This window comes from Allocatelliglobosispora scoriae (assembly GCF_014204945.1).
Taxonomy (GTDB): Bacteria; Actinomycetota; Actinomycetes; order Mycobacteriales; family Micromonosporaceae; genus Allocatelliglobosispora; species Allocatelliglobosispora scoriae.
The window spans coordinates 787639-802077 of record NZ_JACHMN010000001.1 but is presented as its reverse complement, the minus strand read 5'-3'; the positions used below and the strand labels follow the sequence as shown (position 1 = coordinate 802077).

The 14439-nt window shown below is 74.7% G+C and carries 10 protein-coding genes; 3 read left to right on the top strand and 7 right to left on the bottom strand.

Annotated features, from left to right (window positions below; translation table 11 throughout):
* Nucleotides 1–25: 25 nt before the first annotated feature.
* Entirely contained in the window at nucleotides 26–400 is a 375-nt protein-coding gene (locus F4553_RS03715; protein WP_184832031.1) for a hypothetical protein, read from the top strand.
* Nucleotides 401–581: 181 nt separating this feature from the next.
* On the opposite strand, the gene F4553_RS03710 is transcribed toward F4553_RS03715, so the two are convergent.
* The 7 genes from F4553_RS03710 to F4553_RS03680 all read right to left on the bottom strand — a co-directional run bounded on the left by F4553_RS03710 (nucleotide 582) and on the right by F4553_RS03680 (nucleotide 11594).
* The gene (locus F4553_RS03710; RefSeq protein WP_184832030.1) at nucleotides 582–2738 is read right to left on the bottom strand and encodes a transglutaminase TgpA family protein; all 2157 of its coding nucleotides are present in this window, start codon (nucleotides 2736–2738) and stop codon (nucleotides 582–584) included.
* Nucleotides 2735–3889 carry a DUF58 domain-containing protein gene (locus F4553_RS42215; protein WP_184832029.1) on the bottom strand — a complete coding sequence of 385 codons (1155 nt, stop codon included), beginning with the start codon at nucleotides 3887–3889 and terminating at the stop codon, nucleotides 2735–2737. The genes F4553_RS03710 and F4553_RS42215 overlap by 4 nt, the downstream gene beginning before the upstream one ends.
* Nucleotides 3886–4860: an AAA family ATPase gene (locus F4553_RS03700; RefSeq protein WP_184832028.1), complete on the bottom strand. Its 975-nt coding sequence runs from the start codon at nucleotides 4858–4860 to the stop codon at nucleotides 3886–3888. Before F4553_RS03700 ends, F4553_RS42215 begins: the two co-directional genes overlap by 4 nt.
* Nucleotides 4857–6296 (bottom strand): serine/threonine-protein kinase, encoded by a 1440-nt coding sequence (locus tag F4553_RS03695; RefSeq protein WP_184832027.1) that lies wholly within the window; start codon nucleotides 6294–6296, stop codon nucleotides 4857–4859. The genes F4553_RS03700 and F4553_RS03695 overlap by 4 nt, the downstream gene beginning before the upstream one ends.
* 62 nt (nucleotides 6297–6358) lie before the next feature.
* A complete protein-coding gene (locus F4553_RS03690; RefSeq protein ID WP_184832026.1) occupies nucleotides 6359–10567 on the bottom strand; it encodes an FtsK/SpoIIIE domain-containing protein in 4209 nt (1402 codons plus the stop codon).
* 19 nt (nucleotides 10568–10586) lie between these two features.
* A complete protein-coding gene (locus F4553_RS03685; protein WP_184832019.1) occupies nucleotides 10587–10850 on the bottom strand; it encodes a WXG100 family type VII secretion target in 264 nt (87 codons plus the stop codon).
* A 66-nt stretch (nucleotides 10851–10916) separates the two neighbouring features.
* Nucleotides 10917–11594, bottom strand: coding sequence for an FHA domain-containing protein (locus F4553_RS03680; protein ID WP_184832017.1), 678 nt, complete (start codon nucleotides 11592–11594; stop codon nucleotides 10917–10919).
* 65 nt (nucleotides 11595–11659) lie between these two features.
* Here F4553_RS03680 and F4553_RS42210 point away from each other — a divergent pair, with 65 nt between their 5' ends.
* Nucleotides 11660–14077 (top strand): Stk1 family PASTA domain-containing Ser/Thr kinase, encoded by a 2418-nt coding sequence (locus tag F4553_RS42210; RefSeq protein WP_184832015.1) that lies wholly within the window; start codon nucleotides 11660–11662, stop codon nucleotides 14075–14077.
* Between the two features lie 61 nt (nucleotides 14078–14138).
* Nucleotides 14139–14438: a hypothetical protein gene (locus F4553_RS03670; protein WP_184832005.1), complete on the top strand. Its 300-nt coding sequence runs from the start codon at nucleotides 14139–14141 to the stop codon at nucleotides 14436–14438.
* Nucleotide 14439 lies beyond the last annotated feature (1 nt).

Below are 14439 nucleotides of genomic sequence, written 5' to 3'. Positions count from 1 at the left end.
GCCCCTCACGGAAGGATGGCGGGACATGGGACCCCTCGGCTACGACGGCCTGCGCGAGTCGCTGATCGAGTTCTTCGGCGAGCCGGCGGAGATGCTGATTCTGGAAGAGGAGGTTTCGGAGGTGGAGAGCGGCGGCAGCGTCGCCGCGCTGTCTCCCTACCGCTACATGTCCAACGTCTTCTTCTACGGCCTGCTGGTCCCGGCGCTGGAGCGGGACGACACGGCGATGATCGGCAAGTGCTGCGACTTCGTCGAGGAGGTGCTGCGGACCGACGACGACGAGCTACGTCAATGCCTGACCATCAGGGTCTCGGAATCGGTCTTCATGCGAAGGCAGTGGATTGAGACCGCCCTGCGCCATGCCGGTCCGTTGTGGCATGCCGAGCTCTCCCAACGGTAAGCGGGCCTCCCCTCGGGGAGGCCCGCTTCATCGTCAGTCTCTCTGATCCTCATAGAGCTGCTTGATGGCGGCATCCGACATCGCGCCCTGCGTGACCGTCAGATCGTCGACGGCGCCGAGCCAGAGCCAGACGGCGAGAGTGGCACGAACCAAAACCCAAGCGGGTCGGTTACTATCGACGTCAATCAATTTGATCTAGGGGTTGAACGCGGCGACGTCCGGTCTCGACACCGTTGTGCCCGGCCGACGCCGCCCACACGCGTACCCGGCTCAGCGAGCCGCTGCCGCCGAGCGTCCGGCGAACCAGCGGCCGCAATGACAGCAGCGCTCGGGCCCGTCGCCGCGGTGTCAGCGATGAGCGGATCGCGTGCCGTACCTTGCCGGCGTGAGTCCAGGCGCGGTCGGCGTCGGCGTCGGTCAGCGGCACGGGCCCGTACGCGGCGGAGTCGTGCAGCGCCGCCAGTTCGAGCAGCTCGTTGATGGTCGTGCCGTCGAGCAGCCCGTCGGCCGCGGTAGCGCCTTCGCGGGCGGTCGCCGACGGCAGGATCCGCACGTCCGCCTCGACGAGCCGGTCCACGGTGTCCCGCCAGGAGCCGAGCACCCGCCCGGCGGCGGAGCCTCGGCGGCGGCGGCGCCGGATCATCACCTTGGCCAGCGGAGGAACCGTGAGCAGCAGGATGCCCAGCACTCCGACGGCGGCGAGCAGCAGCCACGGCGAGAGGGCGGCGGACTCCTCCTCGCCGATGGGGAGCGCCGCCGTGGCGCCCGGGTCGGCCGACTCGGGGTTCTGCTGGTCGGGAGGCACATCGAGTTCGGGTTCCGGCTGGTCGGGTGGATCGGTCGGCGCGCCCTTCTGCCCGGGCGTGGGGTAATAGGGCGCCCAGCCGAGGCCGTCGAAGCGCACCTCGGCCCAGGCGTCGATATCGCGCCCGGCGACCCGGTAGCCGCCCGCCTCCGGCCGCGGCACGAACCCGACGACGACGCGGGCGTCGTAGCCGAGGGCGCGGGCCAGCACGGCGTACGCGGAGGCGTACTGCTCGGCGCTGCCCTGCCGGTCGGTGAGGAGCCGGCGGATGTGCAGCACCCCGTGGCCGGGGCGGGTGTCGCGGGGTTCGACGACGCTGAAACCGCCGTCGTGGGCGAAGCGGGCGGCGAGAGCGGACAGCGCGGCGTGGCCGTAGGCGCCGCCGACGATGCGCTGCGCTTCGGTGCCGAGGTCGGCCGGGATGCCGGTCTGGGCGTCGGCGGGGATCCGCGCGGGCACGGCGGTGTCGAGCTGCTCGGCGCTCCAGTCGCGGACCCGGCTCCGCACGGTGTACGCCATCGGGGCGGGCCCGCCGTCTGGGAGCGCGACCGCACCGCCGAGCTCGTCCACGCCGAGGCCCGGGACGGAGACGGCGACGGGCCGCCCGGAGCTGACCAGCCAGCCCAGCGGGCCGAGCTGGTCGATGGTGACGCGTTCGGTGACGGTGCGGGAGGGGACGGCTCCGGGATCGGGGAGTTGCTCGCCGGCGCGGCGGTACTGCGCGGTGCTGGTCCAGTATTCGCCGTCGAAGCGGTCCAGCGCCAGGTAGCGCAGCCGGGCGGGCGCGGCGTCGGCGTCCACGCGCAGCGACAGCGGCAGCCGGCCGGATCGGACGGCGGCGAACTGGGCCAGGGGGCTCGTGGTGACCAGCGGCTCCACCGGCGGGGTGGCGAGGCTGCGCAGGTCGAAGGGAGTGGCCCGACCGGCGGTGCTGAGCAGCGCGGGTCCGGCGAGCGTGGCGGCGAGCACGATCCCGGCGAGCACGACCGGTGCTACGCGCAGCGGTCCCCGCCACAGCAGCACCAGCGCGGCGATGAGCAGCGACGGCACCAGCCACCAGGGCGGCGGGCCGACGGTGGCGCCGAGCGAGCAGGCCAGAGCGGTGACGGCGACGGGCACGGCGAGCGGGAGCAGCCTGCCCCGGCGCAGCGCGCCCTCGACGGCACCGATCGCGGCGAGTCCGGACAGGGCGGCGACGGTGGCGAGCTCCGGTCCGCTGACGTCGTAGGGCAGGGCTGCGGTGAGCAGCCGCTGCGGGCCGGTCACGACCTGCCAACCGGGATTGATCATCACGGTGACGACCCCGGCGAGCACGCCGAGCGCGGCGAGGATTCGGCCCGAACCGGTCCACCTGGTGCCCAGGCCCAGCGCGATCGCCGTCCCGGCGGCGAGGACCGCGGCGGCAGCGGTGGGGACGAGGTAGGCGGTGTCGCCGAGCGTCGCGTGGGCGGTGCGGCCGAAGGCGGGTGCGAACGCGACGACGGGCGCGAGGCCGAGCAGCCCGGCGACCGTGAGGCGGACGGCCCGGTTCATGCCGCGCCGCTGAGCTGGGTGAACAGCCGGGCGCCGTGCTCGGCGGTGGCGGTGGTGAGCACCGCGATCCCGGACCGGTGGTGCAGCCCGTCGGGCAGTGCGGGCCCGATGCGGGCCACGACGGTGGTCCAGAAACGACGGTGGCAGGCGGCGACCGCGTCGGTGACCTCGGGCTGGCCGCCGGTGATGACGACGAGCCCGCCGCCGGCGGGAGCGCGGCCGATGAGCCGGGTCAGCGCCGTGGGATCCGCCTGGGCGCGCTGTAGGGCGGCGAGGCGGTCCAGGACGCTGTGCCCGCCCGCCGCCGAGACCGCTGCGTGGTCCTCGCCGACGGCGGAGAGCCCGACCGGGCGGCCCGCGCGCTGGTAGGCGGTGCAGATCGACGCGGCGAGCGACACCGCCTCCTCGAACGCGTCGACGCCGATCGCCGTCGTGCTCGCGTCGATGACGATGTGCACGGACGGTTCCCGGGTGTCGACCCGGTCGCGGACGACGAGGGTGCCCAGGCGCGCGGTGGAGCGCCAGTGCACCGAGCGCGGGTCGTCGCCGGGTTGGTATTCGCGCAGCGACGAGAACGCCGTCGACCCGGCGCGTTCGGCGTGCCGACCGTCGAAGTCGAGGGCGAGGCCGACCGGCAGCGGTCGGGTGGGGTGCGATCGGGGATGGACCCAGAGCAGGCTCGCGCCGGTCAGCGGCGCCCAGCGCCGGGCCAGCCGCCACGGGTCGTGCCGCTCGACCCGGACCGGTCCGAGCGGGAGCAGGCCGCGCCGGTCCGCCGGGATGGGGTAGTCCAGGACCGTTTCACCGCCGGCCGGCAGCGGGGGCACGGCGACCCGGACGGGTACGCCGCCGACGTTGTCGACGACGTCGAAGCCCGGTGCGGGGCGTCGGACCGGGTTCGCGACGGTGATCCGCCCCCGGGCCTGCCCACCGGCGGTGACCCGGTCGTCGTCGACGCCTCGGGCGGCGGTGAGGCCGGGACGCCGGGCCACGTGCCCCAGGCCGATCGCCGCCGCGGCGAGCGCACCGAGGCCGAGCGCCACCAGGGTCGGGTAGCCGCCGACGAGCCCGAGGGCGAGCAGCACCGCACCGCCGAGCACCGCGGTCAGGCCGGAGCCGGTGAGGGCGAACCCGCCGGCACGGCTGGTCACCGGCTGCTCGCCGGTACGGGCACGGCGACGGCGGCGAGGATGTCGGCGAGAACGGCTTCGGGGCGGGTGCGGCGTACCTCGGCGTCGGGGTCGAGGACGAGCCGGTGCGCCAGCGTCGGCGCGGCCACGGCCTTGACGTCGTCGGGGACCACGAAGGCGCGGCCCTTCCCGGCGGCCCGGGCCTGCGCGGCGCGCATCAGGGCGAGACCGGCGCGGGGGCTGGCGCCGAGCTTGAGCCGGGTGTCGATGCGGGTGGCGTGGACGAGGTCGGTGATGTAGCCGGCGATGCCGTCGGCGACGTGGATCCGGCTGGTGTACTGGATCATCCAGCGGACTTCGTCCACCGAGGTGACGGGCGTGAGCGTCGGTGCTGCTGCGGCGGCGCGGCCGGTGAGGATGGCCTGCTCGTCGGCGCGGTCCGGGTAGCCGACCGACAGGGTGAACAGGAAGCGGTCGAGCTGCGCCTCCGGCAGGCGGTAGGTGCCCTCGAGGTCGATGGGGTTCTGGGTGGCGACGACGAGGAACGGCTCGGGCACGGCGTAGGTCAGGCTGTCGACGGTGACCTGCCGCTCCTGCATCACCTCCAGCAGTGCCGACTGCGTCTTGGGCGAGGCCCGGTTGATCTCGTCGGCGATGACGATGTGCGCGAAGACCGGGCCGGGGCGGAACTCGAACGTCGCGTGCCGCTGGTCGTAGACGGTGGTGCCGGTGATGTCGGAGGGCAGCAGGTCGGGGGTGAACTGGATCCGGTGGCAGCTGGCGTCGATGGACGCGGCGAGCGCCTTGGCCAGGGTGGTCTTGCCGACTCCGGGCACGTCCTGCAGCAGCAGGTGCCCGCCGGCGAACAGGCAGGTCAGCGCGGAGTCGATGACGTCGGCCTTGCCGGTGAGCACCCGGGCGATGTTGGCCTGCAGCTTCGCGTGGACACCGGCGAAGTACGCGGCGGGGTCGGTGCCTGCTGGGTTGGTCACTTCTTCTTCTCCGTTGCGGTGGTGCCGTCGGCGGCGAGGCAGACGGCGGCGGCGTCCGGCGGTTTCGGCTGATCGGTGACGACGAGGGCGGCGACCCGGTAGCAGCTCTTGGTGGACCGGTGCCGCCCGCTGACCGTGTAGGGCGGGGCCTGGGCGGCGGTGACCTGCGCGTACTTCTGGTCGTCGAGGAAGACGACGTAGCCGTAGAAGCCCGGCAGCGAGGTGGCGTCGGCGAACTCGAGCCGGACGGTGCCGCGCTGCGGGCTGGTCGCGGTGACGGGCAGGTACCACAGCTGCGGTGATCCGGCCGCCGCGACTGCGCTGGCGGTGGGTTGCGCCACGGGTTTCCCGGCGGTCCCGGCCCAGCGCCCGGCGAGCCCTGCGGCGACCAGCACCAGCGTGATCCCCGCCGCGTAGTAGGGCCAGCGGCGACGGCGCCGGACCGGGGCGGGTTCCGGTGGCGGCGGGGCCGGGCGGGTCGGCGCGGCGGTGGGCAGCTCGATGCCGCTCACCGCGGCGACCACCGGCGGGGGTACGCGGAACTCCGGCCGGTCGCCGAGCTCCGGGACCGGCGGTGGGGCGTCGTGCGGCAGCGCCCCGAGCCGCCCGGCGAGCCCGGCAAACGCGGTCACGAGGTCGGTGGCCGTCGGCCGGGCCGCCGGGTCCTTGGCGAGGCAGGCGCTGACGACCTGCCACGCGGCGGAGCTGAGCTCGGCCGGGCGCGGCGGCGCGGTGTCGATGTTGGCCTGCACGATCGCCATCGGGTTGTCGCCGGTGAACGGCCGCCGACCGGCGAGCAGCTCGTACGCGGTGACCCCGATGGCGTAGACGTCGGCCGCGGCCGTGGCGGGCCGGCCGAGGGCGATCTCCGGCGCCAGGTAGGCCGGGGTGCCGACGAGCTGCCCTTGATGGGTGAGGGCGGCCTCGCCGACGATGTGGACGATGCCGAAGTCGGTCAGCTGCGCCCAGGGCTGCGCGCCGCGCCAGGTGATGAGGATGTTCTCCGGTTTCACATCGCGGTGCACGATCCCGGCCGCGTGGATGTGGGCCAGCGCCGCGCACACCTGGGACAGCAGCGCGGCGGCCCGGTCCGAGTCCACGCCGCCCCGAGCGGCGGCCTGGCGCAGGTTCTCCCCGTCGACGAGCTCCATCACGATGGCGCGGAGGTCGCCGATGGAGACGAGGTCGACCACGCGGACCAGGTGCGGATGGTCGAGGCCGCGCAGCGTGAGGTGCTCGCGGACGAACCGGGCGATGGTCTGCGGGTCGTGCGAATACTGCGTGTGCAGGACCTTGATGGCGACGGGCGTCCCGTCCGCGTCGCGGCGTCCCCGCCAGACCTTGCCGGCCGCGCCCGCGCCGATCGCCCGTTCCAGCAGGTAGCCGGCGTCGAGCCGGGTCCCTGACGGCGGCACCGTTTCCTCGGAGTCCGTCACCCGTCCCACCCGTGAAGAATCATCGATGTCGTCCGCACCATAGCCCGGCACGGCGAGGAGGTCTACCACGGCACCCGCTCCGCACCGAGCGCAGCAGCGGTGACCTGTATCGATGACGGCTGGGCGCCGCGACCGACGTGCAGTGCCCGCCCGGGCGGCCAGGCGCCGCCGGTGGAGCGGGGCAGCTGCAGGTCGAACAGTTCTCCATCCACATGCGACGCTGGGCTGAGCAGCAGGCCGCGGCGGTTTCGCCGCAGCAGGTTCAGCCAGCCGCGGAAGCGCTGCAACTGCAGGTCGTCGGTGGTGCCGGCGGCGACGACGAGGCTGCCGTTGTCGCGGGCCCGGCGGACGAAGTCCTCCAGGAGCTGCGCGACCGCGCCGTCGGCGAGCTGTTCGGCGTCGTCGACGATGACGGCGGCCGGGACCTGGGCGAGCGCGTCGGCCACCTCGCCCGCGACGGACCCGTCCAGCACCGCGCGGATGCCCGGGGCGCCGTCGAGGTCGCGCAGCGGCGACCGGCGGGGGCAGAGCACCACCAGCGGCAGCTGGCCGGAGGCCCGTCCGGCCAGGGACGCGGCGATCGCGGCGAGGGCGGTGCTGCGACCGGACCCGGGCGGGCCGGCGATGAGGAACCCCTGCTCCAGTTCGACGTCGACCGGGGCCAGGTGGTCGCCGCCGCAGCCCAGCGTGCACCAGGCGGGACCGGTCGGCCGTGGCGGTCCGGTCAGTCTCAGCGCCGCCAGCTCGTCCTCGCCGATCGCGGCCGGCAGCGGGTCGATGCGCTGCGGCAGCTGCGATGCGGGCATCCCGGCCCAGCGCTGGATCAGTCGGGCGGTGGCGGGTTCGGCCTCGGCGAGCTGGGTCTCGACCGGGCCGGGCAGGATCAGCGCCCGCCCCGGTGGCAGGTGTGCGGGCACCTCGCGGGGCACCAGCCCGTACGCGGCGAGGTCGTCGTTGTCGGCGTGGCGCAGCACGATCCGGGTCTCGGCGGCGTTGGCGAGCCGGTGGCCGAAGGCGGTCTTGTCGGTGGCGATGACGGTGCCGATCCCGACGGCGGGCCCTCGGCGGAGCAGGTCGGCGACCGCGTCGACGAGGCGGCCGTTGTCGGTCTCGCCGAACCGGGCGGTGAACACCTCGTACCGGTCGATCAGCAGGACGGTGCGCGGCGCGGTGGCGCCGTCGCGTTCCCGCCGGGACACCTCGCGGCCCAGGTGGGCCAGGATGCGTTCGGTGCGGTCGGTGTCCTCGGCGTCGGCGTAGGCACCGCAGTGCGGCAGTGCCGCCAGCCCGGCCAGCGCCCGGTTGCCCTGGTCGAGGACGTAGAGGTGCAGGTCGGCGGGGCTGCACCGGTCGGCGAGGACGGCGGCGATGGTCCGCAGCGCGGTGGAGCGCCCGCTGCGGCCGGTCCCGGCGACGACGACCGGTCCGCAGGTGTCGAGGTCGAGCAGGAAGGTCTCCTGCCGCTGCCGTGCGGGATGGTCGGCGAGCCCGATCCCGGCCGCGTAGGCGGAGCCGCCCGTGGTCGGCGGCAGCTCGGCGAGCCCGATCCGCTCGGGCAGCGGCGGCAGCCACGGGCTCGGCGGGGTCTGCCGCCCGGACGCGGCGGCGGCCCGGCGGATCGCGGCGACGGTGCCCGGCAGGTCGGTCTCGGTGTCACCATCGGGACGGGCGTCGACGGGGGCGGGGCGCCCGAGGTCGGTCACCCGCCAGGGCCGTACGGCGACGAGCGCCGGGTCCCGTGTGGTGCGGGGCCATGCGGCGCGGGCGGTCTGGAACGCGGTCAGGTCGCCGTGCCCGGACCGCAGGTAGCCGCGCCCGGGATGGTGGCGCGACAGCCGGGCGGCGTCGGGGGAGTCGATGACGTCGTTGCTCTCGTCTGCGTTCGCGACGCGCAGGCACACCCGCAGGTTCAGGTTGGCCCGCAGGTCCGCGCCGACCTTGCCGCCGGGCCGCTGGGTCGCCAGGACGACGTGTACGCCGAGGCTGCGTCCCCGGTTGCCGATCCCCACGATGCCGGTGACGAAGTCGGGCACCTCCTGCAGCAGCGACGCGAACTCGTCGATGACGATCACCAGCCGGGCCAGCCTGCCGCCCTTGGCGAGCAGGTCGTCGATGTCGGTGGCGCCCGCCGCGGCCAGGACGTGCTCGCGGCGGCGCAGCTCCGCCGAGAGCGACGCGAGGGCCCGGTTGACGAGGTGGCCGTCGAGGTCGGTGACCATGCCGACGGTGTGCGGCAGGTCGCGGCAGTCGGCGAACGCGGCACCGCCCTTGTAGTCGACGAGCACGAAGGTGACCATGTCGGGCGGGCTGGCCAGCGCCATCGACGTGACGAACGTCTGCAGCAGCTCCGACTTGCCCGCGCCGGTGGTACCGGCGATGAGGGCGTGCGGTCCGTCGCGGCGCAGGTCCACTTCGAGGGATCCCTGCGGGCCGACGCCGAGCAGGGCGGTGACCGGGCCGCCATCGCGCCAGCGGGCTTCGATCCGGGCCGGGTCGGCGCCGCCGGTGAGGTCGAGCAGCCGGACCGCCGTCGGGAGTTCGGCGCCCGCGCCGCCCCGGCCGCCGAGCACGCGGACCGGTGCCAGCGCCCGCCCGATCTCCAGGGCGAACGGGTGCGTGGTGCCGTCGAGGAGGACGTCGTCGTCGTGGGTGTCGCCGGGGCGGCGGACCGTGGCCCGGGTGCCGGACGCCACCAGCGTGGCGCCGCACTCGTCGGGCAGGTTCTGCGCGGCGCTGTCGAGGCAGACGGCGTAGACCCCGGCCTCGGGACCGGAGGCGAGCACGAAGGAGAGGTCGAGCAGCTGGCGCAGGTGCCGGGAGCCGTCGACGACGAGCACCATCCGGCGGCCGGTCGGGCCGGTCCGGCGCAGCGCGGAGTGCCGGTCGGCGAGGCGATCCTCGATGATCCGGCGCAGCTCGGCGAGGCGGGCGGTGGCCTGGTCGGCGTCGGTGGCGATGAGCCGGTGGCAGGCGAAGTCGCCGGTGTGCGGCAGGGTGTGCGGCAGCCACGCCGCCCAGTCCCAGGCCGCTGCCCGGTCCTGGCCGGTGATGACGACGAGCCCGACCTCGTGCGGGGCGTGCAGCGCGGCGAGCTGCCCGAGCACCGCTCGCGCCGACGCTTCGACCGTCTCGGCCGGTCCGGCGATGCCGATGACGTCGAGCGCGGGCAGGTCCAGGGTCACCGGGCAGTGCTCGATCTCGGGCGGGCTCACCTGGTCGGCGCCCTGGCCGGTGATGCGGGCGGCCACCGGTCGGCGGCCGAGCCCGACCCGCAGCCGCAGGAAGTCCGCATCGTCGGGGCGGCGCTCGAAGAGCCTGCTGGTGGGGCCGGTGGCGATCCGGCGTACCAGCGCCGGGTCGGGTTCGGCGTTGCGGCGCGAGCGGCCCTGCTCGGCGGCGAGCGCGGTGAGGCTCGCCGCGATCGCCGCATGATCGGCCTCGAAGGCGCGCAGCGCGTCGCGGTGCTCGCGGCGGCCGCTGCGCCGGTCGCTGATGAAGTTCGCGATCAGCAGTACGGGGGAGAGGGCGAGGAAGAGCAGGAAATACCCCGCGCTGGGGAACAGCAGCCACGCGGCACCCGCGAGCAGCAGCGGCAGCAGGGCCGCGACGAGCGGGATGCGTACGCCGCGCGGCTGCGCCGGTCGGCCCGGCGCGGTGAACTCGGCGGTCGGGACCGGGGCGGCGATGCGGGGCGGCCGGTTGTAGCGCAGCACCCCGTCGCGCTCCTCGATCGGCGCGTCGGCGGGGTCGACCGCCCGCACCGCCAGCACGGTCTCTCCGACGGCGAAGGTGTCGGCGAAACCGAGGGCGGCGTCGGCGCCGAGGCGGTGTCCGGTGTGGACGACGCCGTTGCGGGAGCCCGCGTCGGCGAGCACCGCGTCGCCGTCCGGACCGATGGCGACGGTGGCGTGGCGGCGGCTGACCTCCGGGTCGGTCAGGCGCAGGGCGCTGTCGCGGGAGCGGCCCACCGACAGGGTGACGCCCGGCTGGGCGGCCGCGCGCAGGCCTGCGTCGCGGCCGCCGATGGCGGCGAGTTCCCACGGCTCCTGCGCGGTGGCGTGCTCGGCGCGGGCCGACCGGGCCGGGGATCGGCCGGTCAGCAGCCCGGCCCGGGCCAGCGGGGTGTCGTCCGGGCAGGCCCAGTCCAGGTCCGGCCGGCCGGCGTCGGCCAGGGCGGCCCGCAGGTCACCGACCGTGGCGGCGTCGCCGGCCCGGACGATGATCGCTGCGGGTGCCCCGTCGGCGCCGGCGAGCGGGATCTCCCATTCCACTGTCGCCGCCGTCTTCTCGTCAGCCGCCGGCCTGCTCGAACCGGTCCGCCTGCAGGCGCACGTGTGTCGCCGCCTCCTGCAGGGCACCGGAGAGCTTGGTCAGCGCGGGCTCGTAGAGGGTGGCCCAGTCGGAGCGGAACCGCTCGGCCGCGCCGCCCTTCCAATAGGTGCTGTCGAGCTGCCCGCGCAGCTCCCGCAGCAGGTCCTCCACGGTTCCGGCGTGCCGGTTGAAGCCGCCCTGGAGCGAGTGGAGCTGGGTGATCTCACCACCGATAACAGTCATGCCGCAAAGGCTAGGAATCATCAGGGGCGGGCGGAATCGGAAGCCCTTCCCATGGCCCGGCGGTGTTCAGCGTTGCAGCAGGTCCAGGTCGTCGCGGGTGATGAGGCGGCGGCTGATGGCGTACTCGGCGAGGTTGGTCAGGGCCGTCCAGCCGGTCATGCTCGGCACGCCCGCCGCGTCCAGGCGCCCGCGCAGGTACTCGATGCGTTTGACCAGCGTGGTGCGGGGCCAGCCGAGCCGGGCGGCGGCTGCGGCGTAAGTCTTGGGGTAGGGGTCGTAGCGGGGCGGGTCCTCCAGGTAGCCGGCGAACAGGGCCACCATCGCCAACCGGTCGGCGTCGCTGATCAGCACCTGCTCGCCGACCGCGGTCGGTACGCCGGTCGGCGCCGCCTCCGCCGCGCTCGCCGCCGGGACGCCCAGCGGCTCCACCAGCAGGCTGAACGGGCGCCCGGCGGCCCGGTCGACGAGGACGCGTACCGGTGACTCGACGGCGACCCGCCGCCCGGGCGGCAGCACGCTGCGGAAACCGTGGTCGTCCACGATGGACAGCGGACGGGTGGAGGAGGTGTTGCGGACCCACCAGGTCCCGTGGTCGAACTCCACCACCCCGGACCGGCGGGAGACGCCGGTGTCGTGCTCGTCGAGGCAGAGATCGCAGTCCGTCGCCCGGCCGAAGCTCACCGGTGCCTCGGCGGTCGCGGTCACCGCCGTCGTGTCGAGGGTGATGCGTGCCTGGTCCGTCACGTTGGTAAGCCCTCCCCATCGGCGTACGCTGCACGGAGCATCAATCGTCACCTATTGTCTACCAGGTGTCCGATCTCCTCACGTCGTGGTTGCCCGCCCACCGGCTGCTGCGGGCGGCACTGGCGATCGTCGCGGTCGCCGGCGCCGGAGCGGCGGTCTTCACCGTCGGCTACCAGCGCTCCGACTCCGCGCTCGGCGACGGCAGCGCCTACCTGCAGAAGCAGCACTCCGTGGTGCACATCAACGGCGCCAGCGGCGACATCGACGCCGAGTCCGCCAAGACGCTCGCCACCGGCACCCAGCAGCTGGAGGTCGTCCAGGTCCGCCCGGGCGTCGTCTACGCGGTCAACAACGACACCGGTGAGGTGACGCTGCTGCCCACCGACACGATGGAGCCCGAGCCCGTCGACAAGCGCCCCGAGTCCAGCGGGCGGCTCACGGTGGAGAGCGGCGGCGACAACGCGTACCTGGTGGATGCCGTACGCGGCACGGCGAGCCGCCTCGACGGTCTCGGCGGGCCGGGCAGCGACGTGCCGCTACCAGCCAAGATCGACCAGATGGTCGTCGACGGCGGCGGCGTGGGGTGGGGCTACGCGCCCGACAGCGGGGAGCTGTTCCGGGTCGTCGACGGCAAGGTCGACGGGCGGCAGCGGGTCGGCGGCCTCGGCGAGCACGTCGTGCTCACCCTGGTCGGCGGGCGCCCGGTCGTCTACCGGCCCGCCACCGGGCAGGCCGAGGTCTACGACGCCGACGGGCTGGTCCGCCGCCTCGACCTCGCCGCCGACAACGGGCTGATCGCCGACGAGTCCACGCAGGACACGCTCGTGGTCTTCGTCCCGCGTACCGGTGAGCTGGTCGTGGCCGACGCGGACGGCGAGATCCGCCGCACCGTCATCGGCGACCGCAAGGGCGAGCAGAGCCGGTTCGGCCGCCCGGTCGTCTTCCAGGGCCGCGCCTACCTGCCCGACTACACCTACCACCACATCATCGCGGTCGACCTGGCCGGGCCCCGGGTCGTCCTGACCGAGCCGGTCCCGGGCACCGCGCGCCCGTTCCACGTCATGGTCCGCGACAACCTGCTCTGGGTCAGCGACCCCTACGACAGGACGATCATGACCTTCGACAAGCGCGGCGTGAAGACCGAGGGCGAGCCCGGCGAACCCGCCGCCAGCCCGTCGGCCAAGCCCAGCCCGACACCGTCGCCGACCGCCAGCGCCGCGGCACCGGGCTCCGGCTCGCCGTCTCCGTCGCCCACCGTGCGGACCATCGTCGTACCCAACGTCGTCGGCAGCGACCGCAACGAGGCCTGCCGGCGGCTGCGGCCGCTCACCTGCCGCCTCGTCGCCGTCCCGGAGGGCAACGGCGAGACCGGCGCGGTCCTGTCGACCAAACCCCCGGCCGGATCGCGGGTCAAACCCACCTCCCGGATCACCGTCTACTACCGCGGCCCCGCCGAGGTACCCAACCTCGCGAACATGACCGCCGACGAAGCCTGCGACGCCGTCCGCCAGGCGAAACTGACCTGCGTGGAACGCAAGGAGGGCACCGCCGCCACCGCCGCCGCCGCGTTCGTGGTCACCGCCCAGCAACCCGCCCCCGGCACCAGGATCGACACCGGCGGCAACGTCACCATCACCTACCCCGTCACCGTCGCCGTTCCCGCAGTCGTCGGCACACCCATCGACCAGGCCTGCACCACCCTGGAATCGGCCACCTACGGCTTCCACTGCGCCCGCAACGACCTCGGCTCGGCGGCCGGCACCGGCCAGCAGCCCGGCGTCGCGGTCCGGCAGGCCCCCGACGGCAACACCGCCGCCGCCCCCGGCACCACGGTCACCGTCTCCTTCTACGGCAACGCCAACACCACCGTGCCAGCCGTGACCGGCATCGGCCCCGACGACGCCTGCGCCCGGCTCGCCGCCGCGTTCCTCACCTGCAACAGGCAGGACTACGCCGCCACCAACCAGCTCGGGGTGGTCCTCGCGCAGAGCCACCCCGGCGGCGCCGTGCTCCCTGCCGGGACGGCGGTCACCATCGTCTACGAGACCACCGGGGCGGTGACGCTGCTGCGGTGGAAGGCGCCGGCGCCGCGCCGGGCCAACTTCCTCGCTCCCGCCGGCAGCGGCCAGGGCCCGCCGGGCGGCTGGAGCGCGCAGTCGTCGTTCGCGTCGGTCTACCAGCCCGGCACCGCCGACCTGCCCGGACTGGTGCCCATCTTCCGCTCGCGGTGCGTGTCGGGCTGCGGTGAGATCGGCGGCTACTACCTCTCGGGCAACGGCGCCGCCCAGGCCGGGTACGCCATGGAGGGTGAGGCGTTCCGCTGCTTCGACCCCGCCGCCGCCCCCGCCGGCACCCGGGACCTGCACGCGCTGTTCCTCGACGACGCCAACACGTGGGTCGCGGCGGTGCCCGGCACCGGCGAGTGGAACGTCTTCCACCAGTCCCCGATCAGGTACGACTTCGTCATCTGCAACGTGTGGTGAGCCCTTCCCATTGCCGCCGCGCCACCGGGGCGGCGAGGCTGACAGGGTGCTACCACACACCGTGTCCATCGTGGATCCGAGCCGCTGCGCCGAGCTCGCCGGCACCGCCGCCACCCAGGCGGCGGTGCTGCGATCGGCCGCCATCCGGGTCGAGTCCGCCGCCGGCGGCATCGGCCGCGCGGTGGCGGCGGCCACCTTCGAGAGCCCGTCGGCGGCCCGGTTCCGCCACCGTGCCGCCGACCTCGACGACGGCCTGCGCGCCGCGATCCGGCGGCTGAACGACACCGCCGAGCAGCTCGACCGGCTCAGCCGCAGCTGGCAGGAGCGGTACGACACCTGGCGCGCGAACGGGGGCCACTGAC

Coding starts and splice junctions, on each gene's coding strand:
- F4553_RS03710 (WP_184832030.1), bottom strand. CDS start 2,738: ATGAACCGGGCCGTCCGCCTCACGGTCGCCGGGCTGCTCGGCCTCGCG.
- F4553_RS03715 (WP_184832031.1), top strand. CDS start 26: ATGGGACCCCTCGGCTACGACGGCCTGCGCGAGTCGCTGATCGAGTTC.
- F4553_RS03685 (WP_184832019.1), bottom strand. CDS start 10,850: ATGACTGTTATCGGTGGTGAGATCACCCAGCTCCACTCGCTCCAGGGC.